This is a genomic window from Rubricoccus marinus (genome assembly GCF_002257665.1).
In the GTDB taxonomy this organism is placed as follows: Bacteria; Bacteroidota; Rhodothermia; order Rhodothermales; family Rubricoccaceae; genus Rubricoccus; species Rubricoccus marinus.
On the sequence record NZ_MQWB01000001.1, the window covers coordinates 2,767,100 to 2,793,808 of the forward strand.

Sequence of the window (26,709 nt, forward strand, 5' to 3'; positions counted from 1 at the left end):
CTGGGGACTGGGGACTGGGGACTGGGGACTGGAAGCAAACCGGCTCGATCCTCTGGCGCCAGAGGTACCCACGCCGCATCGCCAGCAGTCCGCGCCTCGCCAGAGGCCCTTACTCCCCTGGCGGCGTGTCGCTCACGCGCTGGCCGAGCGTCTCCGGGTTGCCCTGGAGTTGGAGGCCCGTCGTCCGGCCGCTGGCGTCTTGGACGAACTCCCACGTGAGGTCCTGGCCGCCGAAGTAGAAAACGGTTTCGGACGCCGGGAGTAGCGGCTCGCTGCCACCGGCGCCCTCTGGCTCCAGCCGAAGCTGGCCGTCCTCCAGCGTGATGTGGAGAAGACCCATGCCGGAGCTGTAGCTGCCGACGTGACGCGCGAGCACCTCTGGCGCCACCTCGGCGACCGGCCGCGCCTGAGGAAGCTCGAACGGCTCGCCGTTCCAGATCGCCATGATGGCCGTGAAGATGGCCGTCCGGTGGATGCCCGGTGGGCTCATCACGAGCGCGTACGTCGTCCCCGGCGACGTACCGCCTTCCCGCTCGCGGTACAGCGCCGTCTTGCTCGTGCCGTCGCCGAAGTGCCCGATAAGCGGACGCGGAGACGTCTCGACAAAGCGGCCGAACACGTAGCGGCTAGTGGAGCCGTCCGCGAGCGTCGGCGGCTCGGCCGCAGCGCGGACCCATGCCTCAGGCACGATCTCGCCGCTCCAGAACGCGTGGTCGAACGCGAGCAGGTCCTCAGCCGATGCGTTGATGGCGTCGCCGCCGCCGCCCGCCCAGGCGGCCCACGGGATCTCGCCAGAGGCGCCCGTCGTGGCGTCGCGCATGCCGGCCGGCTCGGTCACGCGCTCGCGCACCGCCTCGGCGTAGCGCTTCCCGGTCACGGCTTCCAGCAGCGCCGCGAGGGTCTCGTAGTTCGCGTTGTCGTAGTCGAACTGCGCGCCCGGTTCGAAGCCCAGCCCCGGCCTCTGGCGCGCAACGATGCCGAGGAGGTCAGCCGTCGTGACGCGCCGCGTGGTGTCGCGATGGGCCGTGACGGCGGTCAGAAAGTGGAGTCCGCTGGTCTGGTTGAGGAGGTGGCGAACGGTCACGTCCCTGTACGGCCACGGATCGAGGTAGGTCTGCACGGGCGCGTCCAGGTCCACGCGGCCCTCGGCGGCAAGCGTGAGGACCGCGGCGGCGGTCATGGCCTTGCTCACGCTCGCGAGGTAGAACGGCGTGCGCGTCGTCGCGAGATCGCCCTCGTACGCGCCAGAGGCGTAGCGGTAGACGACGCGGCCGCTGGCGTCCGAAATGGCGAGCGCGCCGTCGAAGAGGCCGTCAGCGTGGAGCGCAGCGAGGGCGGAGTCCAGGCGCGCGGCGCGGTACGGGCGCATAGCCTCTGGCGGCGCGGCCTCACGCGTGGCGGCTTCTAGCGAAACGCGCTCTGAGGCCGGTGCCTCTGGCGCCAGAGGCGCGGCGGCGCAGCCGCATAGAATGAGGAGCGGGAGGAGTCGCGTCGGAGTCATACGAGTGAACAGCGAGAGAGGTAATCAGGATCGCGCCGGCGCGCGCGAGTTGCTCCCCTGGTAGCCGCCCGCACGGCTCGTAGTGCCAGTCGCTCCTCTCGCGATGCAGACGACGGAGGCATAGAAGCGCCAGAGGCCTCTGGCGCGCGTGATTTCCGAACCGCTTATGGCCTACGTGGCGGAACCGCGCCAGAGGCGGACAGGCTCTCCTCGCCGCCGGCGAAGACCTCCACGCGGCGCTCCAGGACCGTCTGCCCCGCGTCGCGGACCTCCACGTTGTACTCGCCCGCCATGAGCCGCAGCGACTGCGAGCCGCGGCCTACGAACACGCCGTCGATGCGGACCGAGGCCTCTGGCGGGGCGCCGACGAAGACCCAGCCCACGGCGGGCTCCAGGCCGACGACGAACTCCGCCACCTCGTCGGGCTGCGCGACGACGAAGTCCGAGGCCGTCTGGTAGCCGTCGGCTTCGACGGTGACCTCGAAACGGCCCGGCGCGTACGGGATGATGAGCGGCGTCGTGCCGATCTCCACGCCGGACAGCTTGACGCGGGCGCCCGTCGGCACGCTGTTGACCGAGATGGCGGCCGAGGCCTCGACGAGGTCGAAGCGGAGCGCTTGCTCCGCCTTCGCGCCGACGGTCACCTGCTGCGCGACGGCGTAGTAGCCGCCCTTGTACACCGCGATGTCGTACGTGCCGGGCACGACGTTGACCGTCGCCTGCGTCTCCCCACGTATGCGGAGGACGGGCAGCCCGTTGATGACGAGGTCCACGTCGTCCTGGTTGACGTAGACCGTCAGCGCGGCGTCGTCTTCCGGCGGCGGCGGCGTGCCGGGGGGTGGCACCCGGGCGGGCGCGGGGGCGAGGCGCTGCACCGTTTCTGGCGCCGGTGCGGGCTCGGCGCCGAGCGTGTCGGCCCGGGCCTCTGGCGTCGGGGCCGGCGCGGGGGCCACAGGCCGGGGCACCTCGCGGAGGGTCACCTCGCGCCGCGTGGTCTCGCCCGCGAGGATGTCCACGACCACGCGCTCGGTCTCGTAGCCCGGCTTCTGGATGTAGAACGTCGCGTTGCGCGGCGAGAACCGCTGGCTGTACGCCGTGCGGCCCATCCGCACGCCGCCAGAGGTCACGAGCGCCTCGCGCACGTTGGCGTCCAGCACGATGGTACCCGGCGGTGGCGGCGCGACCGGCTCGGCCGGCGGTGGCGGCGTTACAGTCGCGCTAAACGCGACGGTGTGTCCGGGCTGGATGCGGAGCGCCGTCCGCGTCACCTCGCAGGTCCACACGTTGCCAGCCTTCCGCGCCGACTGGATGCGCGCAATGATGCCCTGCCGCCCGCGCACGTTGCCGTAGATCGTCCCGCGCACGCCCGGTTTCACGTCCAGGTCCGGCGACATCCGCACCTGGACGGTGTTGCCGCGGATGCCCACCACGCGGCCGTGCACGCGCTGAGCCTGCGCCACCGAAACGGCACACAGCATCACCAGGAGCAGAGAGAGGGCGCGGGTCATCCGGGGCACTTCTGGCGCACGAGGGGATCATCAGGGAGCGCGCGGCGGAGGTCGTCGCACGCGAGGTTGCGCGTCACGCCGTCGCCAGCGGCCTCGGCCTTGACGAAGAGGTGGAGCGCGGAGCCGGCGTCGCACACGTCGCTTTCCTTGGCGCGTTGCGCGCGGGCGCGCTCGGCAGCGGGCGCGATCTGGCGCATGGCCTCGAACAGAATAAACGCCTCGTCCTGCTCCTCGCCGGAGAGCCCGGCGGAGATGGCCTCACTCGCGAGGTCTCGGGCGCGGGCGAAGTCGCACGCGGCGAATTTGGCCTTGGCGGAGTTGTAGAGCACGTCGCCGCCAGCGGCCTGGTCCAGCGAGATGGACTCCTGGCGGATCTGCCCGATGGGCACCTCGAAATCGAACGTGGAGGGCTCGTAGTCGGCCCGCTCAAAGGTGAAGGAGTACGGGCCGGGGGCAACCGTGAGCGTGTCGCCCGTCATGCCGAGCAGGTGGCCGTTCCAAGAAATGCGCGCGTCCGCGGGATCGCTCACGATGATGATCTCGCTGGGATCGCCGGGCGTCTCCAAGGCCACGCGGTCGCCGCGGTCCGCTCCGGGGAGGTCGCCGCTGGCGTCGGCGTCCGGGATCGCGCGGAGCCGGGGCCACTCGACGCGGACCACGCGGTACACGCCCGTCAGCACGCCGACCTCGCGCCCGCCGATGTCGACGACGCGGGTGGTCAGCAGCCGCGCGCCGATCGCCGCTTCGGCGGCGCCGTCCAGGTCCACCTCAATCTGCTCGCCCACGAGCGTGACCGTGCCCTCGGCAGGCAGCGCCACCTGGGCCGCAGCGGCGCTCGCGGCGAGAAGCGCGGCGCACGCCAACAGGGCGAAACGGGGCAGGGCCAAAACGGTCATGGCGCGAGGGGGCGCCTCTGGCGTGCCGACGCGGTCAGCCGCCCGAGGCGTAGACGGGCTCGTCTAGGATAAGGGGCGCCGGGCCGCTGCGGAGCCGGGAGCCGGAAAGAGATCGCGCCTCCACCTTCCACACGTAGTCGCCGCGCGCGAGCACGCCGCCGGGCCACGCGCTCGCGACCTCCGCCAGAGGCAATGAGGCGCCGACGACCTCGACGGTCCGCGTAAGGGTATCGGCGGGGAACGAGACGGTGACGCGCACGGAGTCGCTCCGCGTGGCGACGCCGGAGATCCGCCACGTCAGCGCCGTACGGTCGCGAGAGAGCTCGAACGCCGACGGCACGGCGCGGGCTGGTCCACGCACGGCAGGCACGCGCGCTGGCGGCGGGGGCGCCTCGGCGCGCCGCAGCCAGAGAAACGCAGCGATAATGAGCAGCACGAGAGCCAGAGCGCCCAGCATCCATGGCGACCGCCCTAGCGTTTCTCTCGCGCGCACCTCGTGGGCCGGCGCCGCGGCCTCTGGCGCCAGAGGCTCGGCGGGGCGCGCGGGCTCCGCCTCGGCCAGCAGCGCGTCCACGCGCTCGGTCGCCAGAGGCGGCCCGCCCGCCCGCGCAAGCGTGCCGACTTCGATAAGCGCGACCGTGACGTTGTCCGGCGAGCCGCGGTCTAGGGCGCTGGCAGTGAGGGCGCGGGCGGCGCTCGTGAGGTCGGGCGTGCGCGTGAGGTGCGTGTGCAAGTCGGCGGGCTCCATCACGCCCGAGAGGCCGTCCGAGCACAACAGCAAGACCGCGGCGGGGCCGAGGCGGATGCAGCCGCTGGCGGGGTACAGGTCGGGGTCGGCGTCGCCGGAGCCGTCGAGCGCGCGCGTGAGGGCGTGCTGGAACGGGCTTTTCTCGGCCTCCTCTGGCGTGAGCGCCCCTTGCCGCACGGCGTCCGCAACGACGCTGTGATCGTCGGTGAGGAGTTCGGCGCTCGTGTCACGGACGAGGTAGGCGCGGCTGTCGCCGATGTTGGCGAGCACGGCGCATTCCCCGTAGACGAGCGCGGCGACCAGCGTCGTGCCCATGCCGTTGCCCTCGCCCTCCACCCCGATCTTGCGCTCGGCCTCGGCGTAGGCCGCGCGCAAAAAGCCACGCGCGACGGCCTCGGAGTCCGCCTCTGGCGCGTCGAGCGCGGCGAGGAGGCGGCGCCAGAGGCCTTCGAGCGCGTCGGCGGCGAGGCGCGAGGCGACCTCACCGTGGGCGTGCCCGCCCATGCCGTCGGCGACGAGGAGCAGGGTGACGGGCATGCCGGCAGCCTCGCCCTGGAGCACGCGGCCCACGTCCTCGTTGTGGCCCCGCCGCCCCGTCACGCTGACGACGTCGGTGGGCGGGAGCGCCCCTGGCGATGAGCTCCGGACCTTCACCTAGTTCGTGCGCGCCAGCGCCGAGAGTTCCGCTGCCACGTCGCCTGCCGTCGCGGGGCGGTCGGCGCGGTCCTTTTTGAGGAGCCGCATTACGAGGTCGGAGACCGCTACAGGAACGTCGTCCGGCAGCGGGGGGACGGGAGCGGTCTCGTGCAAGCGCATGACCAGCAGCGGGTTGGTGTCGGTAAACGGCGGGTGCCCCGCCAGCATCGTGTACATCATCACGCCGACCGAGTACAGGTCCGAGCGCCCGTCGATGTTCTCGCCGCGGCACTGCTCGGGCGACATAAAGGGCGGCTTGCCAGAGATGGACCCGTCGAGCGTTTTGGCCTGCGTGTACTCGTTTTTCGCCACGCCGAAGTCGATGAGTTTGACCGCCAGAGGCGCGTCGCCGCTGGCGCCGGCCTCTTCGAGGAGCACGTTGTCCGGGCTCACGTCGCGGTGCCACACGCCCTGATCGTGGGCGGCGGCGAGGCCTTCGCAGACTTGCCGCGCCACGCCGAGCACCTGAACGGCCGGCATCCGCCCGGCGTCGCGGCAGAACGTGAGCAGCGTGTCCCCCGGCACGTACTCCAGCGCGACGAACGGGCGGCCGCTCTCCTCATCGTTCTCGCGGCCGTAGCGCAACGCGCGCACCACCGGAGCCGCTGGCGCCATCTGCGCGATGGTCTGGAGCACCTCGCCTTCCTTCAGGAACTTGCGGACCAACTCCTTATCGCCGAGCAGCGACGAATCCATGACCTTGAGCGCCACCTCGTCGTCGCCGTCCTTGGCCAGGAAAACCGTCGCCATGCCGCCGCGGCCGAGCGTGCGGAGAACGGTGTAGCGGTCGAAGGTGCTCTCGTGCTTGCGCTTGCGCGTGACAGCGTAGGCGAGGGCCGCCGCCAGGAGCCCGCACACGGCCAGGAGCCCGGCGAAGAGCACGTGGTTGCCCTCGCTCGGCGGCGGGGCCTCTGGCGCCGGGGGCGGCTCGGGGTCCAGCGTAACCGGAATAAAGTTCGTGACCGCGTCTGCGGGCTGCTCGTAGGACAGCTCGCCGGTCAGGAACCCCTCTTTCTCTGCCCGGATGCGGTACGTCCCGGGCGCCAGGTCCACGTCGAGCTGGCCCGTGGAATCGGTCAGGCCCTCGAACTCGCCGTTGATGTACACCGCGGCGCTATCGCGGCCCTGGCCCGTCGAGATGATCATGTACACCTCCTCTTGCGCGGCCACAGGGGGGCCGAGCGCTGCCAGCGCGAGCAGCGCCAAGAGGCTCCATCTGCGGGCGAATAGACGAGGGGGAAACGGCATAGATGGGAGGGGCCTACGAAGGTAGGGCTCCGGCGCTGAACGGGGTCCTCGTCCATCTCTACCGGCTCCGAGCGTGCGGGCGGTCACGCCGGCGCCTTTGGCTCATGTGTCCCCTTTTCCGCCGGCCAAGGCCTCTGGCGCCAGAGGCCAGACACGGCTCCGCCTCCCGCGAGTTGTTCGCGGGAGGCGGAGAGAACGGCGCGAGAAGGATCTAGCGACGGCCGCCGCGGCGCATGCCGCGCCCGCCCTTGCCACCACGCGCTCCGCGGGGTCCGGAGATTGCGCGGTGAACGAGGAGGACGGCCTCCTGGTCGTCCGTCAGCACGTCGGCCATGCCGGAGGGCAGCGCCTGACGCTCAGAACGGGCGGACTCCAGCGCCTGCTTCTGCGCGGCGCTCAGGCCGAGGGCGGCGTCACGGGCGGCCTGGCTTTCGGCCCGGCGCGTCTCGCGCTCCTGCCGGCGCTCGGCGCGCTCGCCAGAGGCCTCGCCGTTCTGCGCGCGCTCGCCTCTGACGCCGCGCTCACCGCGCTGGCGAGGAGCCTTGAGGGCTTCCATCTGCGCGGCGGAAAGCGTGGGCGCGAGGCGCGCGGCGAGGTCCCAGGACGAGCCGGCCGTGCGCTCGCCGCTCATGGAGGCCTTGACCATCGCGACCTGCGAGTCGGTGAGGCTCAGGCGCTCGGTGAGGCGTTCGAGGTGCCGCTCGGCGCGGTCTTCGGGGCTGCGTTCGGCGCGGTCGCTGCGCTCGCCAGCGGCGCGCTGGGCGGAGGCCGAGAGGGGGAGGACAAAGAGAGCGGCCAGGGCCGCGAATCGGAGAAAGCGTGTCATCGGAATGCGTGGTTGAGTGGTACGGGGGCGAGCCTGGCACGAGGCCTCTTGCGCCGGGCTCGGAGCTAGAATCGAACGAGAGCCGCCCTTTGGTTCGGCCTCTGGCGCGAGATGCACTCGTGTGTCACCGGCTGCACGGGCGCCGACACGAACCCTTCGGCGCGAACCAAACCGCCTCACAGAGCGCGCCTGGGCCGATTTGGACGCCCCACGCCAGGCCCTCAGCACGAGATGCACGACCGTGTCACCAACGGCACGCGCGCAGGCACGAGCCCTTCGCCAGAGGCGCTCCCCGCGCGATAGGTTGCGCAGATGCGCCGAACCTCCGCCCCGCCCCCCTGGTCCCGCACGTCGGAAGTCCTCCTCGTGGTGGGCTTCTGGGTGCTCCTGGGCGCGCTCGCCCTCGTCCGGCGCTCGCTGGACCCCCGTGGCCCCGTCGCCACGAGCACCGCGAGCCTGATCGTGACGCTGGCCGAGTACGGGCTGTGGAGCCTGATCACGCTCGGCGTCTTCGCCGTGACCGAGCGCTTCCCGATGGCCTCCGGCGTGCGCGTGCGGCGTGCACTGCTGTACCTCGGCGTCGTCCTCGTGGCCGCCATCGCGGTGGAGTGGGCGCGGCAGTCGTTGTTCGCAGCCTTTTTTCCCGAGGAGATCCTGGAACGGCGGTTCCGACGGCGCGGCGGGCCGCGGCAGTGGGAGCCCGGCCTAGAGGGCATCATCACGCGGCTGCGGTTCGTGGACGAGATGGTGATCTCCGTCGCCATCCTCGCCGCCGGCTTCGCGCGCGACGCCCTGGCGCGACTGCGCGAGCGCGAGACGCACACGGCCCGGCTGGAAGCCCAACTCGCCGACGCCCGGCTTTCGGCGCTCCGGATGCAGCTCAACCCGCACTTCCTCTTCAACACGCTCCACGCCGTGAGCGCGCTTGTCGAGCGCGACCCGGCGGGCGTGCGCACGATGATCGCGCGGCTGAGCAGCCTCTTGCGCCGCGTGCTAGACGGCGGCGACCGCCACGAGGTCACGCTGCGCGACGAGCTCGCCTTTCTCCGCGACTACCTCGACGTGCAGCGCGTCCGCTTCCAGGGCCGCCTAGACGTGGAGGAGCACATCGAGGACGGCACGCTGGACGCCCTCGTGCCCAACCTCGTGCTCCAGCCTCTGGCGGAAAACGCCGTCCAGCACGGGGTGAGCCGGCGAGAAGACGCGGGCGGGCGGATCGTTGTCAGCGCCCAGCGCGAGGGCGGCTCGCTCGTCCTCACCGTGCGCGACAACGGCCCCGGCCCGTCGGCCGAAGCGCGCGGCGGCGCCACGGACGATAGCGCCTCTGGCGCCACCGGCACCGCGCCGCGTAGTGGCGGCCTCGGGCTGCGCAACACGCGCCAGAGGCTGGACGCGCTCTACGGGCGCGCCGCCTCGCTCGAGCTCGGCGCGGGTGCCGACGGCGGCGCCGAAGCTCGCGTTATGCTCCCCTTCCACACCGCAGACGACCTCGTGCTCCATGGCTGATTCCCTCCGCGTCCTCGTGGTCGACGACGAGCCCCTGGCGCGGCAGCGCCTTCTCGACCTCCTCGCGCCAGAGGCCGACATCACCGTTGTCGGCACGGCCTCTACCGGCCGCGAGGCCGTGGCCGCGCTCGCCGAGCACGCGCCCGACGTAGTCTTCCTCGACGTGCAGATGCCCGGCCTCACCGGCCTCGACGTCGTCCGCGAGGTCGGCGCCGCGAACATGCCCGCGACGGTGTTCGTGACCGCCTACGACCAGCACGCGCTCGAAGCGTTCGACGTGCACGCGCTGGACTACCTGCTGAAACCCTTCGAGGATGATCGCTTCCGCGAGACGCTCCGCCGCGTCCGCGACCGCGTGCGCCTGCGCGAGGTCGACGGCCTGCGCCAGAAGCTGCTCGGCCTGCTCGGCGGCGCGCCCCCCGCGCCAGAGGCCCAGCCCCCCGCGCCGAAGTACCTGGAGCGCCTCGCCGTCGAGATGCGCGGCCAGATCCGCGTCGTCCCGCTCACCGAGGTGGACTTTATCCAGGCCGACGGCGCCTACGCCGAGATCCACGCCGGCGAGGACGTGCACGTGGTTCGCGAGAGGATGCAAACCCTGGAGGAGCGCCTGGACCCGGCGCTGTTCATGCGCATCCACCGCTCCACGATCGTTCGCCTGGACCGCGTGGCGGCGCTGCTCACCGCCGCCGGCGGGGACTACGCCGTGCGCCTCCACGACGGTCGCCGCCTCAAGGTCAGCCGCAGCCGCCGCGATGACCTCGCGCGAGGGCTGGGCATGGAGGTCTAGCCTCTGGCGCCAGAGGCGGCGGGAGCGGTCACCGGACCCACCACGAACCCGGAACTCCGCTCCCGCCCGAGGCCTCTGGCGCTACCGAACGACGGTAAGCCGCCGCGTGACCGTCGCCTCCGGCGTGGTCACCCGAAGCATGTACACGCCCGGCGACAGCGTCCGGGCGTCGAGCGGCAGAAGCTGCTCGCCTGCCGCCAGAGGCCCGTCGTGCAGGAGCGCCACCTCGCGGCCGAGCGCGTCGTGGACCGTCGCGCGGACCACGCCTGCCTCTGGCGCCATGACGGCGACCGTCATCGCGTCCGAACCGGGGTTGGGGAAGGCGCGGACCGCCACGCCAGAGGCCCCGGCGCCGGGCTCGCCGGGCAGTGGGTTCGTGTCACTGGCGAAGGCGAACTCACCGAGCGTGGTGAACCCCGTCGCCACGATCTGGCCGCTGGCGGCGTCGTAGCTCGTCGGGAGCGCCTCGAACGCGCCGCCGCCGATGGACGCGCGGTGGTAGACGACGATGCCGCCGGGGTCGACGACCTGCGAGTTGGGGATCTCGGAGAGCTGGAACCGGGCCTCGCTCGTGGTGCCGAACGAGAGCGGGCCGTCGCTCGTGAACGTCCAGCGGTAGCCCGCCACCTCCGCCTCCGCGATGCCCTCGGTTCCGTTGGGCGGGCTGGCGTGCCGCCGGACGCGGATCGACGTGCCGTTGCCCGCCGCGAGCGTTTCCGCAGCCTCGTCCCCACGCAGCGTCGAGACGGTGTTCAACACCAAGCTCGCGGCCGTGCTGGCGAATCCGTACGTGCCGTCGCCGCCGATGGGCTGCTCGTCCTCGGCAGACACGTCGACGTCCGAGATCGCGAGGATGCTGGCGCCGGAGAACACCCCGACGAAGCCGATGTTGGTCCCCTGGTTGGGAGCGCCCACGGCGATCTCCGGCAGACCGTCGCCATCGGTGTCACCGAGCGCGGCGAAGGTCTCCCCGAAGCGCCAGCGGAACTGCGTGGGGAAGTCCGGGAGGGTCGGGTAGACCTCCGCGATGTCCTCGGCGGAGGCCATTCCGATGTCGGACCCGCTCGTGATGAAGAGCGCGCCCGCGAACGGGTCGGCGAAGATGCCGCCGCGGTCCTGGTAGGCGCTGAACTGGCTCGGCGCGCTCACGCCGATCTCGGGCACGCCGTCGCCGTTGAGGTCGCCGATCTCCCGCACCGTCCACCCGAACAGGCGCTCGGCCTGCCGCTCTTCCTCGAAGTAGGTGCCGAAGCTCGCGCCAGAGGCCCCGCTGAAGAACGACACGCTGCCGTCCCGCACGTGCGTCCCGGCCACGCCCTCGTACGGCGCGCCGACGCCGATGTCGCGGACGCCGTCGCCGTCCAGGTCCGTGAGGCCCGTGATGCTCCAGCCGAAGCCGCCAAAGTTGTTGAACGCGGCGTTGCCGGATTCCATCTGGTAGAGGATGCTCCCGTCGGAGCCGCTCACGGCGTAGGCCAGGCCGGTCTGAAGCCCGACCGAACTGGTCGCCTGCACGGCGCTCGTGATGAGGTCCGGTGTGCCGTCGCCGTTGAGGTCGCCGCCGACCGAGGCCACGCGGCCGTAGAAGATCGAGGCCTCTTGCGTCTGCGGCGTCGAGGTCCAGAGCAGCGAGCCGTCGGCGCCGCTGTAGGCGTACGCCACGCCGTGATCCACGACGGTGTTGCCCCCGACCACGACGTCCTCGCTCGGGGCCCCGATCACGTAGTCGCCGATGCCGTCGCCGTCCAGATCGCCGGGAGCGGCGACGTTGAAGCTGTAGAAGCCGTCCCGCTCCGGGTCCGGCGACTCGAACGAGCGGAGCGTGGCGCCGTCCGCTCCGCTGATGAGGTACGCCCGGCCTGCTACGGTCAGGCCGTTTACGGTGTGGTAGCTCCCAGCCAGGAAGTCCGGCGTGCCATCGCCGTTCACGTCCCCTGCCGCTGCCGCCGAGACGGCGAAGAAGCCGCTGGCCTGCGCGTTCGGCGAGTCGAAGGTGCGGATAACGGAGCCATCCGCCCCACTGAAGTAGTAGGCCCGGCCGATGTTGTTGAGCGAGCCGGTCGGATCCTCGTTGTACGCGCCGACGAGGAAGTCCTGCACGCCGTCGCCATCGGCGTCCCCGATGGTCTCGATAACGCGGCCGAAGAAGCCGTTGGGCTGGCTGTTGGGACTCCGCACGGAGTAGCGCGAGAGGAGCGGCTGAGCGGCGAGCGGCACGCTCACCAAGAGGAGAGCGAGAAGGGCAGCAATGCGCATCGGGTTGGGGTCCGGGGAACAGGAAGTCTGCCTTTCAATCGAGATCGGCCTCTGGATCGGCTCATCCCGGCACGCGTCGCCTCTGGCGCCAGAGGCGACGCGTGCGGCGCTACCGCACGACCGTCAGGCGACGCACCTGCACCGCGTCGCCCGCGCGCAGCTCCACCACGTACACGCCAGAGGCCACGTCTGGCTGCCACTCGGCGACGTGCCAGCCCGCCGCTGCCTCGCCAGCGGCCAGCACGGCAACCTCGCGGCCGAGGGCGTCCAGCACGCGCATGCTCGCGGCCCCTGCGCTCGGCAGGCCGAAGCGGAGCCGCACGAGGCCTCTGGCGGGGTTGGGCCGCGGCGCCTCCAGCGTTAGCGCCAGAGGCCCGGCAGGGGCGCCGTCGCTCGCCACGGCCACCATCGTGGTCGCCTCCGCTTCGGTCTTCGGGCCTTCGGTGTTCGCCACGAAGTCCTGCGCGACCGAGAAGAAGCCGTAACGGCTCCCGTTCTCGCCCTCGAACTCGAACGTGCCGTTCGTGCTCACACCGGCGAGCCGGAACGGGCCGCCGTCCTTGGAGGCGTAGACGTTGTAAAACTCAACGCCTGAACCGGAGTCGCTGCCGTTGAGCGTGAGAGTGAGAGGGCTGGACTCCGTTCCCGCCAGAGGCTGCACGCTCGAGACGGGCTCCACGCGGTCCAGCGTGTTGCTCCAGACCGGCGTCACGATAGGCTCGTTGACATCGAAGACGATCTCCGCGCGGTTCTCCACCGTCGCGCCAGAGGCCAGGTCGTCGCGCACCTGCACCGTGAAGCCGACGCTGCCTTCGCCCTCTGGCGAGGTGACGTTGGGCGGAAGGAAGCCGACCAGCCCGTCTTCCGGAAGGTCGCCTGTCGTGACATCCAGCGTCGCGAAGTGCCACTCCACACGGCCTGTGGCCTCGTCCAGTGCCGCTGTAATCAGGAGAGTCGCGTTGAAATCCGGCATGAGGTTGACCTCCGTCTCAAAGCTCTTCGTGCCCGGCGGGGGCGTGACCACGCCAGAGGCTCCCCAGCGGATCGGACCGAAGGAGAAGGTGGACAGGTCAAAGGCGTTCACGTCCAGCGAGTCCACAATCACGACTTCCTGTGCCGGGAAGCTGGTCGTCGCCAGGTTCTCGAACGCGATGGTGTAGGCCGAGGGCTCGGTGGGATTGTAGTAGCGCTGCCCGCCCTCGCCGATGGGACCGTACTTGTCGTTCGGGTCGCGAGAGCCCCCGGCCTTGCCGCCGGCGAACGGCGTCTCGAAGCCGGTGTTGGGATCGTAGGTGATGCCCTGGCTCGCGAGGTACTCGATGCACTCTTCTGGCAGCGGGATGCCGCGGCTACACAGAATCTGGTGGGCCTTGAGCCCGTAGCTGCGAATGGTCCACGCGGTCAGCACACCCGAGACGATGATGGCCGAACCCGCGACGAGGGAGTAGCCTTTGGCAATCGCCGCCTCCTGTGCAATGGGCGCGACGGCCCACCCCGCGTAGTTCTCTACGGTCGTCTGCGTTTGTGGCTCAACGTCGTTTCCGTACCACTCGTTGAACCGCCCGGCCGTGTCGTACTCGTCGAAGATCTGCTCGTCCGTGTAGTCCTCGATGGGCTTATCGCGGTCCCAGTAGGGTCCAAAGCTGTCGTCTCGCTTGGCTGCGCCAGAGGCCCACGGCGCACCGGACGGGGCCAGGGTCCGCGGGTTGCCATCTGGCGGGGGAAACTCGAACGTCATGACCTCGAAGGCGCCTGCGAGGAGGCCGAAGTTGTACGGCAGTTCGTTCGTGTCCAGAACGCCTGTGTAGGTGGAGGCGCGCGTCAGGTCCGGCGGGTACAGCTCGGCCGCCACGCCCACGCCGTCGCCGTCCGTCACCGGTGGCGCCGCGAGGACGCGGACGCGGAACGATCCCGAGGACCGCGCCGGGAGCTTGTGGAAGTAGAGCGGCACCACCTGCGCGTCGTCCACGTCGATGGCGACGTCCAGTTCGGAGGCTGGCGTGCCGTTGTAGTCCCGGATGCCTTCCAGGAACTCGAACGGGATGCCCGCGGTGATCCGGACGAGGAGGCCGATGTCGTAGAGGTCCACGTCGGCGTCGTTGCCCATGTGGATCGTGTAGGTGCTCCAGCGGCCCACGCGCGGCGTGGGCGTCCCGGTCACCTCCACCCAGACCGGCGCGGCGCGGACGCCTTCTACCACTTGAAACGCGTTGGGAAGCGTCTCGGTGCTGCCACCGCTCGTCACCTCCAGATCGTACGTCCCCGGCGCGACGCCCGCGAGGTCGAACTGGCCGCTGGCGCCAGAAGCCCCAGTTGCGACAGCCACGCCAGAGGCCTCGATGCTCGTCCCGCCACGCACGAGCCGCAGCGTGGCGTCGGGTCCGAAGCCGGTGCCGAAGACGGTCGGCGTGACGCTGCCGATGTTTCCGCCTCGGGCGGGCGTGATGGCATCGAGCGCCAGGGCCGTGTTGGACGGGCCGTCCGTGATGGTGACGGAGGCCTCTGGCGAGGCGCCCGGCGCCGCGTCCAGGCCCTGCACGATGCGAAGCGTCACGATTTCATCGCCCTCCGAGGCATTGGCATCGCGGCGCGGGAAGACTTGGACGGTCGTCTGCGTCGTGTTGGGCCGCGCGCGGACTGTTCCGCGCGTGGCGCTGAGCGTGTAGTCCTCAAAGAGCGTCGCCGTGCCGCCGGTCTCGACGTTGATGGTGAAGGCCTCTGGCGAAGCGGGGTGCGTGAGCACGAACGCCAGAGGCGTGCCCTCGGGCGCTGAGGCCACCGGCGCGCTCACCGAGGCGCTCGCGACAGCGCGCAAGAAGGCGGAGCCGGGCTGGGACGTGTCCACAACGAAGGAGAGTTCGGGCGGGCCGCCCTCTATCTCCACGCTACTGAACGCGCCAGTTACCGTGCTCCCCTGGTTGACGACGATCGGCCACACATCTCCGATGGCGGGCCTAAATCCTGGCTGCACGCGGACGCGCAGCGTTCCGCCGAACGTGATGCTCGCCGGGAAATCGAGCGCATTGAAGATCCGATCACTCACTCCGTTCGCCGCCACGTCGAGGATCGTGATGGCCTCGGGGGCGAACACGAAGGTGTCAGAGCCTCGGGGCCTCAGCATCCCAATGGGATTGGCCTCCGTGCCCGGACTGTAGGTGCTGCGGATGGGCAAACCGGCCAGCCGAAGCATTCCGTTGCCCGTCAGCGTCATGCCCGGTGGGAGCGTGTCGGCGTTCGGTCCGCTTGCCAGGTCCAAGTAGTTGCCGAGCACGCGGATTTCCGAGCCCGGCAGGCTCTCCAGTGTCACGCTGACGAAGCGGGCGGACGCTTCGTTTGGCCCGGTGTCCTCGCGCACGAGCAGTCCCGCGTTCTCCACCCGTACCACACTGTTGTTGGGGTTCTGGAAGAACTGCGTTTCATACATCCGGATGACCCCGCCCGGGCGGTTGCGGATGACTGCGCCATCGGCCAATCCGGCGTCGCCCTCCAACTCGAGCGTGCCCTCGTTGGTGAGCGTCGTACCTCGGATGCGGCTAAAAAAGTTGGGTTGAGCGAACACGAGCCGGCCGGTGTTCAGGACGGGCCCGCCCGTTAGGATCGTCGTGAAGTTCGCGCCACTAGCGAGACCGAACCGCAGGCCGGTCCCGGTCATGTTCAGCGTCACGCCAGAGGCCTCGGCCGTGAGCGTGGATCGGAAGAAGTACACCTCCCCATCGGGGCTGCCGGAGAGCGTGCCTTCGACGTCGTAATTGCCGCTCGCTATGAGCGTCGCACCAGAAGCCGCGTCCAGCGTCGCGTTCTGCAGGATGCCTCCGCCAGTAACGAAGAGTTGGCCTTCTCCGCTGGTGACGCGGACGGTCCCGCCGAGCACCTCCGTCCGGGCGTCGATGCGGGCGTTATCCGCAAGCTCAAGCGTGCCCCGGATGGTGAACGTCCCGTTCGGGCCACCGAGGCGCGCGGCGTTCGTGCCACGCAGTGTGCCGCCAGAGGCCACCTCCAGCGAGCCCCGGTTGGTCAGGAACACGCGGTTGTGGTTCATGCTCAAGAACCCCTCTACCAGGACGATCCCGCTGGCATCGAGCCCCCCGAACGCCCCCGCAACTGTCCGCGGGATGATTTCCATACGGCCTCTGGCGCGGATGGTCACGTCGGTCGTGCGGATGTAGCCGCCCATGACGAACGTCTGCGTGCCGCTGGCGCCACCGACGGTCAGCGTGGAGAGAATGGGGTTGGCCCGGTCGTCTGGCCGAAGGGTGACGGTGTAGGTGCCGGGGACCGTGATGCAGGGATCTGCGCCGCCGGGACTCGTGGAGCCGGTAGGGACACCGTTCGTCCACTTGGTCTGGTCATCCCAGTCGCCATCGACGGGGTTCTCCCACTCGGTGGAGCAGGTCTGGGCGTGGGCGCCAGAGGCGAGGGCGAGGCAGGCGAGGGCGAGAAACAGAAGTCGAGACATGCGTCTGGAGGAGGCGGGGAAAGGGCCACGTCCTCTAGTCCGTATTCCCAGGCCGGATCGCCTCACGGCCCTGACGTTTTTCTGCATCGCGCCAGAGGTGGCAGATCGCGGTCCCGCCGCCCGAGGCCGCTGGCGTGAGCCGGTCTTTTCCCCCGCACCGTTATGATGGGACGCCCCTCCCTCTCCTCTGTGCGCGACGTCACACTTTTGCTCCACCAGGCCCAGGCGGGCGACGAGGGCGCGCTGCGCGACCTGATCCCGCTCGTCTATGACCAGCTCCGCACGCTCGCGCGCCAGCAGCGGCGGTACCGCGCCTCTGGCGAGACGGTCAACACGACGGCGCTGGTCCACGAGGCTTACGAGAAGCTCGCCAGAGGCAGCAGCGCTGCGCAGAGCCACGGGTTTGCCGACCGGCAGCACTTCTTCCGTGTGGCGGCGCGCGCCATGCGTGAGGTGCTGGTGGACCACGCGCGCAAGCAGAACAGCGAAAAGCGCGGCGGCGGGCTTCAGCCTCTGGCGCTGAACGAGGCCCTGGTCGCCGCGCCCGAGATGGCCGCGCCGCTCATCGCGCTGGACGAGGCGCTGACCCGGCTCGCCACCCTGAACGGACGGCAGGCGCAGGTGGTGGAGCTTCGCTACTTCGTCGGCCTCACCATCCCGGAGACAGCCGATATCCTCGGGCTGTCCCACGCCACCGTGGAGCGGGACTGGACGTCCGCCCGCGCCTGGCTCCACCTCGCGTTGGCGTCGTAGTGGACGGCACCCGTCGCCAGAGGCCAGCCCCAACATGAGGGTGGCGCGTGCTCACTTCTGCTCGCGCGGCTGGCAGATCGGACACCGTTCGGTATTTAGCGAGGTCACGATTCCAGGAGGTCCCCGGACCCTCCCCACACATCCAAACGCGGGCGGACGGTGGCACGCGTGGTTGCCCCCCCTCCCCTATGACCGAGGCCGAACGCCACAGCCGCGCCACCGATCTGTTTCTTGAACTGGTTGCGCGTAGCGAGGAGGAGCGCGGCGCGGCCCTCCTCGCGGAACCCGATCCGCTCGTCCGAGGCGCGGCCTCTGCGCTTCTCCGCTCCCACGGCCCCGCGAACCAGCCGAGCGGCGGCTTTCTCGACACGCCCGTCCTAGAAGGGCCCTTCCGGCGCCCGCATGCTCCAGGGCAATCCGTCGGCCCCTGGCGCATCGTCAAGCAGATCGGCGAAGGGGGCATGGGCGCGGTCTACCACGCCGCGCGAGCGGACGGCGCCTACGCGCGCGATGTGGCGCTCAAGCTTCTCTCGCCAGCGGCCGTGCTCACGGAGAGCGAGAGCCTCGCGGACCGTCTGAATGCCGAGCGGCAGATCCTGGCGCGCCTGGAGCACCCCGGGATCTCGCGGCTCTACGACGGCGGCGTCACGCCCGACGGCATCCCCTACCTCGCGATGGAGCTCGTCGACGGAGCACCCATCACCGAGGCGGCGCGCGACCTGCCGGTGCGGGAACGGGTGCGCCTGGTCATCGACGCCTGCTCGGCAGTGGCCTACGCGCACGGTCGGCTCGTCATCCACCGCGATATCAAGCCGTCCAACCTGCACGTGGCAGCGGACGGGCAGGTAAAGCTGCTCGACTTCGGCGTCGCGTCTCTGCTCGAACGGGACGGAGGCGAAGCCCTCCTCACGGCGCCTCGCGCCCTCACGCCCGCCTACGCCGCGCCGGAGCAGCTAAACGGCGCCGACATCACCACGGCCACGGACGTGTACTCGCTGGGCGTCCTCCTCTTCGAAGTGCTGGCGCGCCAGAGGCCGTACGACCTTTCCGGCGTGACGGCGGCCGAGGCCGAGCGGATCGTCTGCGAGACCCCGGCGCCTCTGGCGTCGAGCGTCGCGCCCGCCTCGGACCGTCGCGCGATTGTGGGCGATTTGGACACGATCGTGGCGAAGGCGCTCGAAAAGGATCCGGCGCGCCGGTACGCGTCCGCGGCGGCGCTCGGCGAGGACCTCCAGCGGCACCTCGACGGCATCCCGATCACGGCGCGCCCCGCCTCTCGGGCCTATCGCGCGCGCCTCTTTGTTCGCCGCCACCGCGTCGGCGTGGTCGGTACGGTAGCGGTGGCGGTGGCGCTCATCGGCGGCCTGGCGGGGACGGCATGGCAGGCCAACGCGGCGCGAACGGAGGCCGCGACGGCCGAAGCCGTGAGCGACTTCCTCGTGGGCCTCATCGAAGCCGCAGACCCCCGCGAAGAGGGCGTCGATGCCCGGGTGGTGCCTCTTCTGGAAAAGGCGATTGCCGACCTGGACTCCGGGCTCGTTGAGCGGCCCGAGGTGGAGGCGACGCTGCGCCTGACGCTCGGCGTCACGTTCCGCCAACTCGGCGTGTTCGACAAGGCGAAACTGCAGATCGAGCGTGCGATCGCGCTCCGCATGGGTCGGTTTGGAGCGGCGGCCGACGAGACGCTTCTGGCGCAGAACGAGTTGGGGATGCTCGCCCTGTTCGAGGGGGACTACGCGAGCGCAGACTCCATCCTCAGCGTTGTGCTCGCAGGCGCTGAGCGGAATGGCACGCTCAGAGCAGACGACCTGAGCAGCATCCTCGGCAACGTCGGGTACGTCCGGTACCTCGATGGCGACCTCGACGAGTCGCTGGCGCTCCACCAGCGGGCCGTCGACGTGTGGCGCTCGGCAGACGAGCCTGACCGCGTCGAGATGGCGGCCTCGATGGGCAACGTGGCGGTGGTCCTCGCCGACCTCGGCCGGTTGGACGAGTCCGCGCAGAGCATGGAAGAGCAGGTGGCGGTCTACCGCGAGGAACTCGGCTCCTCGAACACGAGAGTCGTCGTGGCGCTGAACAACCTCGGCTCGGTGTACTACGACCTGAACCGCTTCGACGCCGCCGCGCGCGTCTTCCGCGAAGCCGCGAGCACCGCGCGCGTGGCCGCTGGCGACTCGTCGGAGTACGAAGCGACGGCGCTCGGCGGGCTCGGCGCGGCGCTGACCGGCCTCGGGCGCCTGGACGACGCGGACCGCGCCGTGGTCCGCTCCATGGACCTCTTCCGCTCGCTTCTCGGCCCCGACCACCCACGCGTGATGAGCGCCACGCTGCGCGTCACCCGCCTCCGGCTGAAGCAGAACCGCCTGCCCGAGGCCGAGCAGATGGCGCGCGAAACCCTCCGGATCGCCCGCGTGGCGGAGCTGGGAGACGACCACCCGCGGGTCGCAGACGCTCGGTCGGCGCTGGGCGAGATCCTTCTCGCCAGAGGCCGCGCACCCGAGGCCGCGCGCGAGCTTCGGACAGCCCTCGCGGGCGCGGAGGCATCCCTACCCGAGGATCACCCGGACCGCGCGTCGATCCAGAGCTTGCTCGGCTCGGCGCTGGTCCGCGCGGGGCGAACCGAGGAAGGCATCCGGCTGATGCGCACAGGTCTCGCGCAGTTGCAGACGAAGCCGGGTCCAGCCGCCGAGGAGACGCGGGCGGCGCGCGAGCGCCTGCGCAACGCCCTGTCAAGCCGCGCAACTGCGGGGTAATCCCCAAGCCTCTGGCGGTCCCGGTCCGGCGCCTCGGTCCAGAGGCCGACTTCAGAGGCGGACCCGCGATGCCGCTGGTGAGGCCAGCCGTGCCGCCCGCACCGGCTCCATCAGGGCCTCTGGCGGCAACGGCGGCGCCGGAATCGTCGACCGCTGCGCCAGAGGCGACGGGCCACCAGGCGATTTCCAGTAGGTAGAGGTGCACCCTTCCCCGGTGCGCCTGTTCTCCTTCCCTGCTTGCCATGCGCGCTCTCTGCCTCGCCTGCGGCCTCCTGTTCTCAGCATCGGCCGCCGCCCAGCCTCAGCTCCTCCCTCTAGGTACCTGGTACAGCCAGACCCGTACGGATCACTTCACGTCGAGCGACCCGTCGCGCGGCACCACCGTCGGCACGAGGAACCGCGACGGCGGCGGCTCGGGCTACGAGCTCGTCCGCATTGAGGGGCAGGTCTTCAACCCGGACCGGCCCCAGCCGCCGGGCACCGTCCCACTCTACAGCTTCTGGCACCCGGGCCGGACCGACAACTTCCAGACGACCGACCCGCAGTACACGGCCGTGGCGGAGCGTGGCGGCTACCGCCGCTTCCGCCTCGAGGGCTACATCTTCGACCAGCCGCGCGTGGGCACGATCCCGCTGGTCAGCCTCTGGAACCCGGCCGCGAGCGACAACGCGGTCACCACGGACCCTCGCGTGCCTCTGGCGCTGCGTGGCACGCCCGGCGCCGCGGTGCCGTCGCTTGCCCAGCACCGCGTCTACCGTGTGGAAGGCTACGTCTACCCGCCAGAGGCCGACGGGACGGAGGCAAGCCGCGCCCACGTCGCCTCTCTCGCGGGCATCGGCTACGGCGCGTGGCGGCCGCTCCAGCCCAGCGAGCGAGGAACGCGCCCGGACGACGTGCTCGCCCGCGCCCGCCCGCGCTTCACGACGCCGCTCGTCCTCGCGCCGATCGCGTTCGCGGACATGGACTTCGGGCCGGAGGACCTCGCGCGCTACGCCGCCTTCGCGAACCCGCGTGACCCGCTCAGCCTGGAGGCCGCCATGCGCCGCGTCAGTGACAACAAGTTTGCGTGGGTGCCCGAGTTCACGCCCGTCGTCCGAGACCGCGTCACGTTCCAGCAGCTCGTCAACGGCAACGACGCCCTCCGCGCGCTGCGCGACAACGACGCCAGAGGCTTCCAGGATGAGTACGGGTACTCGCTGGACGTGTACGACGTGGACGGCGACGGCGTGGACGCGGCAGATATTTACGGCCGCACGCGCGTGCTCAAGCTCATCGACCGCACCGTCCGGTTCAACCGCTACGACGCCAACGGCGACGGCCGCGTGGACAGCTCCGAGCTCGTCATCATGCGCTTCGGTGCCGACCCTGGCATCGGAGGGCAGATGGGTACCACCAGCGGCTACTGGCTGGACGGGCAGTACAACGCCATCGGCGCGCTCCGCCTCGACGGCGTCGACGTGGAGCTCGCGGTGCTGATGGTGGCCAAGAACACCACGCTCGCCGGGCTCATGCACGAGATGCTCCACACCTGGGGCGGCATCGACGTGTACGGCCCGTGCTACGGCTGCCACAACCAGAACGCCACCATCATGGCCGCGATGCGAGGCGACGACGGACTCATGCAGCTCGACCCGTGGCACCGCGCCCGCTTCGGATGGGCACAGCCTCTTTTCGTGCCGCTCTCGGACGCCCAGCGCCAGGCCGGAGGCATGCGGGGCTTCACGGCGCAGGGCGTAAGCGTGGCCGAACTCCAGCGGCCTCTGGCGTTCTACGACCCCGCCAGAGGCTTGCAGGAGTACTTCCTCGTCGAGTTCCGCACGCCGTTCCCCTCGTGCCCCGGGTCCGGGCTACCCAACAACGCCTGCCCCCGCAACCCTGACGGGTCGGTCTCCGACATGGGCTTCGCCGTCTGGCACGTCACCACCGACGCCAACAACGTGCTGACGACGGTGACCAAAGCCGGCGACCGCGCCGGCCGCTACCTGTGGGCGGAGGACCACGCGCCAGAGGCCGCCACGCGCGGACTAGGCGTCATCGACCCCACGACGGGCCTTATTGGCAGGCCGCGGTTTCTCCGCCCCGGCGACGGCGAAATGACGCTCCGCTGGATGGACGGCACCGACACCGGCCTCCGTTTGCAGTCCGGCCCCACGTCTCGTACCTCCAACGGCGCGCTCCTCCAGTGGCGCGACGCCTCCACCCCGCTCGCCTACCGCCTCGACCGGCTCCGCGTCCCCGGTTTCCTCACCGAGGAGTACCCGACCGTCGCCGCCGGCTCCGCGCTCGGCGTGGACGGCTCGTTCGGCGTGGCCTCTGGCGCCGAGGCCGCCCTCGTCGCCGCCGACGGCAGCGTCCGCCCCGTCACCATGACGGCCTGGGCGCCGAGCCGGGCGGTCCTCACGATCCCCGCCGGTACGCCCGCGGGGCGCTACGAGCTCGTCGTCGCCCCCCGCGGCGCCACGCGCTCCGCCGCGCAGCGGAGCAACGGGCTCCGCCTCCAGATCCCGGCCGCGCAGGTGAACCTCCCACCGCTGGTACTCGATCCGCGCCGCCTCGGCCCGCTCGTCCTCGACGGCCTCTCCCTCGACGGCGTGACCCTTTCGGAGTCCGCCCCGGCGGTGCCCGAAGGGGCGCTCCCCGGCGCCTCTGGCGCCGTCCCGACCGACCGGTACATGGAGCTCCCGCCCTCGCAACACACGCCGCTGCTGCAGGTGGACCCGCGGGTGCTCCAACGCGTGCCGGTGCGCCCACGGGTGCCAGTGCGCCCTCCGGTCCGCCGTGGGCAGAAGCAGAACTAAGGCTCGGCTCCCGCCAGAGGCCTACCCCGCCAGAGGCCTACCCCGCCAGAGGCCTACCCCGCCAGAGGCCTCTGGCGAATCCGCAGTGAGGACGCCGCAGCGCGGCAACCGGGCCGCCTCTGGCGCATAGGTCGGGCGCACCACCGCCCGTACCCATGCCCCGCATCCTCCTCTTCACCGGCAAAGGCGGCGTCGGCAAGACGACTTGCGCCGCCGCCACGGCGCTCGCCTGCGCCGCCAGAGGCCAGAAAACGCTCGTGATGAGCACCGACCCCGCGCACTCGCTCGCGGACGCGCTGGACCGCCCGCTCGGGCCGGAGCCCGTCGAGATCACGGAGAACCTGTGGGCGCAAGAGGTGGACATGTACTACTCCATGCGGAAGTACTGGGGCAACATGCGCGAGCTGGTGCGGACCGTCCTCCGCTGGCAGGGCGCCGACGCCGTGGCGGCCGAGGAAATGGCGGCGCTGCCTGGCATGGGCGAGGGCTCGGCGCTGCTCTGGCTGGAGAAGTTCTACCGCGAGGGCGACTACGACGTGATCGTGCTGGACGCGGCGCCGACCGGCGAGACGCTGACGCTGCTCACGCTCCCGCAGGTCACGCAGTGGTGGCTCCAGAAGGCGTTCCCGTTTCAGAAGACGGCCTTTAAGACCGTCGGCTTCGCGCTCCGCAAAACGACCGGAATCCCGCTCGATAAGGGCTACGAGGAACTGGACTGGCTCTTCGGCAAGCTGGCCGAGATCCAGGAAGTCTTGCAAGACACGTCCATTACGAGCGCGCGCCTGGTGATGAACCCGGAGAAGATGGTGATCCAGGAGGCCCGCCGCGCCTACACCTACCTCCAGCTCTACGGCTACGGCGTGGACGCGGCCATCGTTAACCGGATCATCCCCGAGGACGAGGGCGGCGTGATGGAGCGCTACGTCGAGGCCCAGACGGGCTACCTGGAAGAGATCGAAACCACGTTCGCGCCGTTGCCCGTAATGCGCGTGCCGCACCTCGGCCGTGAGGTCTTCGGCCTGGACCTCTTGCGCGAGATCGGCGAGGGGCTCTATGCCGACCGCGACCCCGCGGCCGTCTACCACGCCGAGCCCGCCTACAAAGTGGAGGCCTCTGGCGACGCGTACCGCGTGGAGGTGCACGTGCCGGGCGCCGATCCGGGAAGCGTCGAGGCCGAGCACTTTGGCGACACGCTCGTCGTGCAGATCGCCAACCAGCGGCGCAATGTGACGCTGCCCGCGTTTTTGAGCTACTACAAGTTCGCGGGCGCCGAGGTGGAGGACGGCTGGCTCAAAGCGCACTTCGCGCCAGAGGCCGTCGGGAGCGAGGCGTAGGGCCAGAGGGGCGTCGGCCGCAGCTAAGCCTCTGGCGCCGGCGCGATCCCCGGGCCGCGGACAAAGCCTCTCGGCAGGAGAACAAGGGTGGGACGACCGCTCGCCCCGTTCCCTCTTCCTCGCGCCAGAAGCCTCTTGCGCTACCCGATCACGCGGAGGCGTGCAAACTTCAGCTTGAGCTTTTTCTGCCCCACGCGCGGGAAGTGGACGGTCGCAGCGGCGCGCTCGCCCTTGCCCTCGATGGCGATGACCTTGCCCTCGCCGAACGTGCCGTGGACCACCTTCACGCCGGGGACCACGTCGCTGCCGGCCGCCTCTGGCGCCACGCCGGGCTCGTACTCCACGCTGCGCTCGCCGCCAGAGGCCTTCTTCTTGCGCGCGGGCTTCGCGGCGTCCGGCCGGAGGCTGGTGCGGTAGTAGTGCGGGTCCATCTGCTCATAGCCGCTTTTGGCGGCCCGGCGCTGGGCGGGCGTGGACTCGTAGGAGTAGCCGCCGTCGGCGTCGTACTCCACGCGGTAGCCGCCCTGCGCACCGTCGTCATCGGGCAGTTGGAAGCGGTCCTTGCGCGGCGCGAAGCGGGCGCCGGACTCGGTGCGCATGAGGTCGTCGCCGTCTAGCTCGTCCAGGAAGCGGGAGCGGACGGCGGACGTGGACTCTCCGTAACGGTAGCGCGTACGGGCGTAGGAGAGGTACAGGATCTCCTCGGCGCGCGTGGCGCCGACGTAGAACAGGCGCCGCTCCTCTTCCAGTTCGGTCGGGTCCTGCGCGGCTTTCGCCAGAGGAAACAGCCCCTCCTCCATGCCGGTCACGAAGACGACCTTGAACTCCAGGCCTTTGCTCGCGTGGAGCGTCATCAGCGTGACGCGGTTCTCCTCCTCGCCCAGCCGGTCCACGTCGGAGACGAGGGAGACCTCTTGGAGGAACTCGCTGAGCGTGCGGGGCGCGTCGCTGTCGGCCTGCGCGAACTCGGCGACGGCGTTGAGCAGCTCGTGGATGTTCTCCAGCCGGACCAGGCTCTCGGGCGTGTTCTCGTCGCGCAGGGACTGGAGCAGGCCGGTTTCCTGGATGTACTCCCGCGCGAGCTCGTCGGCGGGCGTGTGCGGCGCTTTGCTCGCAAAGCGCGCGACCAAGAACGCGAACTTCTCGACGGCGCCGGCGGCGCGGGAGCTGAGCCCGGCATCCGACGGCTCCTGCGCGGCCTGCCACAGCGAGAGGCCGTGCTCGGCGGCGTAGCGCCGGAGCCCGTCCACGGTCTTGCCGCCGATCCCGCGCGTGGGCGTGTTGATCACGCGCAAGAGGCTCGCGTCGTCTGACGGGTTGACGGCCAGGCGGAGGTATGCCAGCGCGTCCTTGATCTCCTTGCGCTGGTAGAAGCTCGTGCCGCCCACCATGCGGTAGGGGATGCCGCCGCGGCGCAGCGACTCCTCCATGGAGCGGCTCTGCGCGTTCGTGCGGTAGAGGACGGCGAACTGTTTCCACGGAATCCCGCCCCGGACGTGGAGATCGCGGATGGTGCGCTCGATCTTTTGCGACTCGTCGCGCTCGCTCAGCGCCTCCATGAGCCGGACCGGCTCGCCCTCGTCGTTCTCGGTCCAGAGCTTTTTGTCCAACTGCTTCGTGTTGCCCTTGATGATGGCGTCGGCGAAGCGGACGATTTTCTGCGTGCTGCGGTAGTTCTGCTCCAGGCGGATGGTCGTCGCCTCCGGGTAGTCGTTCTGGAACGAGAGGATGTTGCCGATATCGGCGCCTCGGAAGGCGTAGATGGACTGGGCGTCGTCGCCCACGACGCAGATGTTCTGGTGCTCGGCCGCGAGCAGTTTCGCGAGGAGGTACTGCGCCTTGTTGGTGTCCTGGTACTCGTCGATGTGGATGTACCGCCAGCGCCTCTGGTAGTCCGCGAGCACGTCCGGGTGCTGCTCGAACAGCCGGATGGGCCACGCGAGCAGGTCGTCGAAGTCCATCGCGTTGGCCTTGCGGAGCCGCTGGTTGTACGGCCCGTAGAGGCGCGCCGTGACCTCCATGTACGGGTCGTTGGCGAGCGCCGCGTAGGCCTCTGGCGTCATCATCTGGTTTTTGGCGCTGGAGATGCGCCCCCGGATGCTTCGCGGCGTGTACTTCTTGGCGTCGACGCCCTGGCGCAGCATGAGCTCGCGCAAGAGGCGCTCCTGGTCGTCGGTGTCGTAGATCGAGAAGTCGCGCGAGAAGCCGATCTTGTCGGCCTCGCGGCGGAGCACGCGGGAGAACACGCTGTGGAAGGTGCCCATCCACATGCCTTTTGCGTCCGGCCCGACGAGGTCGGTCACGCGGGTCCGCATCTCGCGTGCGGCCTTGTTGGTGAACGTCAGCGCGAGGATCTGCGAGGGCCACGCCTTCCGCGCGGCGATGAGGTACGCGATGCGGTGCGTGAGCGTGCGCGTCTTGCCCGAGCCCGGCCCGGCGATGATCATGACCGCGCCTTCGCTTGCGCGGACGGCCTCCTGCTGCACCGGGTTGAGCCCTTCCAGCAGCTCATCGGCCCGCTTTTCGTCGGCGCCAGAGGCCGCCTCTGGCGAGAACAGGCCGCCGGGGCCGGGGTCGCCGTCTTCGGGCGGGGGGACGGACGAAAGGGCGAACGAGCGCATGGTGTCGGGGGGAGTCTGTGGA

The 26,709-nt window shown here is 70.5% G+C and carries 16 protein-coding genes; 7 read left to right on the forward strand and 9 right to left on the reverse strand.

Translation table 11 applies throughout. The annotated features are described in order from the left end of the window. Positions 1–109 precede the first annotated feature (109 nt). The 6 genes from BSZ36_RS11670 to BSZ36_RS11695 form a co-directional block, all read right to left on the reverse strand. A complete protein-coding gene (locus BSZ36_RS11670) occupies positions 110–1,501 on the reverse strand; it encodes a serine hydrolase domain-containing protein (RefSeq protein ID WP_094549133.1) in 1,392 nt (463 codons plus the stop codon). 164 nt (positions 1,502–1,665) lie between these two features. Beyond that, entirely contained in the window at positions 1,666–3,009 is a 1,344-nt protein-coding gene (locus tag BSZ36_RS11675) for a PEGA domain-containing protein (RefSeq protein WP_094549135.1), read from the reverse strand. Further along, the gene (locus BSZ36_RS11680; protein WP_094549137.1) at positions 3,006–3,905 is read right to left on the reverse strand and encodes a peptidase associated/transthyretin-like domain-containing protein; all 900 of its coding nucleotides are present in this window, start codon (positions 3,903–3,905) and stop codon (positions 3,006–3,008) included. The genes BSZ36_RS11675 and BSZ36_RS11680 overlap by 4 nt, the downstream gene beginning before the upstream one ends. Positions 3,906–3,939: 34 nt before the next feature. Continuing rightward, a complete protein-coding gene (locus BSZ36_RS11685; RefSeq protein ID WP_094549139.1) occupies positions 3,940–5,307 on the reverse strand; it encodes a PP2C family protein-serine/threonine phosphatase in 1,368 nt (455 codons plus the stop codon). Continuing rightward, positions 5,308–6,597 (reverse strand): protein kinase domain-containing protein, encoded by a 1,290-nt coding sequence (locus BSZ36_RS11690; RefSeq protein WP_094549141.1) that lies wholly within the window; start codon positions 6,595–6,597, stop codon positions 5,308–5,310. A gap of 211 nt (positions 6,598–6,808) precedes the next feature. Further along, the gene (locus BSZ36_RS11695) at positions 6,809–7,423 is read right to left on the reverse strand and encodes a hypothetical protein (RefSeq protein ID WP_094549143.1); all 615 of its coding nucleotides are present in this window, start codon (positions 7,421–7,423) and stop codon (positions 6,809–6,811) included. Positions 7,424–7,735: 312 nt separating this feature from the next. Between BSZ36_RS11695 and BSZ36_RS11700 the strand changes: the two genes are divergently transcribed. Beyond that, positions 7,736–8,929 (forward strand): sensor histidine kinase, encoded by a 1,194-nt coding sequence (locus BSZ36_RS11700; protein ID WP_094549145.1) that lies wholly within the window; start codon positions 7,736–7,738, stop codon positions 8,927–8,929. Beyond that, the gene (locus BSZ36_RS11705) at positions 8,922–9,716 is read left to right on the forward strand and encodes a LytR/AlgR family response regulator transcription factor (RefSeq protein WP_094549147.1); all 795 of its coding nucleotides are present in this window, start codon (positions 8,922–8,924) and stop codon (positions 9,714–9,716) included. Before BSZ36_RS11700 ends, BSZ36_RS11705 begins: the two co-directional genes overlap by 8 nt. A gap of 81 nt (positions 9,717–9,797) precedes the next feature. On the opposite strand, the gene BSZ36_RS11710 is transcribed toward BSZ36_RS11705, so the two are convergent. Together BSZ36_RS11710 and BSZ36_RS11715 are read right to left on the reverse strand one after the other, a co-directional pair. Next, a complete protein-coding gene (locus BSZ36_RS11710; RefSeq protein WP_094549149.1) occupies positions 9,798–11,972 on the reverse strand; it encodes a T9SS type A sorting domain-containing protein in 2,175 nt (724 codons plus the stop codon). 109 nt (positions 11,973–12,081) lie between these two features. After that, a complete protein-coding gene (locus BSZ36_RS11715) occupies positions 12,082–16,428 on the reverse strand; it encodes a DUF7619 domain-containing protein (protein ID WP_094549151.1) in 4,347 nt (1,448 codons plus the stop codon). A 189-nt stretch (positions 16,429–16,617) separates the two neighbouring features. On the opposite strand from BSZ36_RS11715, the gene BSZ36_RS11720 reads away from it, so the two are divergent. The 5 genes from BSZ36_RS11720 (at position 16,618) to BSZ36_RS11735 (ending at position 24,066) form a co-directional block, all read left to right on the forward strand. After that, complete coding sequence (locus BSZ36_RS11720) at positions 16,618–17,181, forward strand: sigma-70 family RNA polymerase sigma factor (RefSeq protein ID WP_218827654.1); 564 nt, start codon at positions 16,618–16,620, stop codon at positions 17,179–17,181. A 188-nt stretch (positions 17,182–17,369) separates the two neighbouring features. Beyond that, positions 17,370–19,934 carry a serine/threonine-protein kinase gene (locus BSZ36_RS11725; RefSeq protein ID WP_094549155.1) on the forward strand — a complete coding sequence of 855 codons (2,565 nt, stop codon included), beginning with the start codon at positions 17,370–17,372 and terminating at the stop codon, positions 19,932–19,934. 242 nt (positions 19,935–20,176) lie between these two features. After that, positions 20,177–22,732: a metallopeptidase domain-containing protein gene (locus tag BSZ36_RS11730; protein ID WP_094549157.1), complete on the forward strand. Its 2,556-nt coding sequence runs from the start codon at positions 20,177–20,179 to the stop codon at positions 22,730–22,732. Next, positions 22,713–22,862, forward strand: a complete 150-nt coding sequence (locus BSZ36_RS19445; RefSeq protein WP_179271161.1) for a hypothetical protein — start codon at positions 22,713–22,715, stop codon at positions 22,860–22,862. The genes BSZ36_RS11730 and BSZ36_RS19445 overlap by 20 nt, the downstream gene beginning before the upstream one ends. Before the next feature lie 25 nt (positions 22,863–22,887). Continuing rightward, positions 22,888–24,066: an ArsA family ATPase gene (locus tag BSZ36_RS11735; protein ID WP_094549159.1), complete on the forward strand. Its 1,179-nt coding sequence runs from the start codon at positions 22,888–22,890 to the stop codon at positions 24,064–24,066. A 140-nt stretch (positions 24,067–24,206) separates the two neighbouring features. Here the strand turns inward: BSZ36_RS11735 and BSZ36_RS11740 are convergent, their stop codons facing one another. Beyond that, positions 24,207–26,687 carry an ATP-dependent helicase gene (locus tag BSZ36_RS11740; protein WP_094549161.1) on the reverse strand — a complete coding sequence of 827 codons (2,481 nt, stop codon included), beginning with the start codon at positions 26,685–26,687 and terminating at the stop codon, positions 24,207–24,209. Positions 26,688–26,709 lie beyond the last annotated feature (22 nt).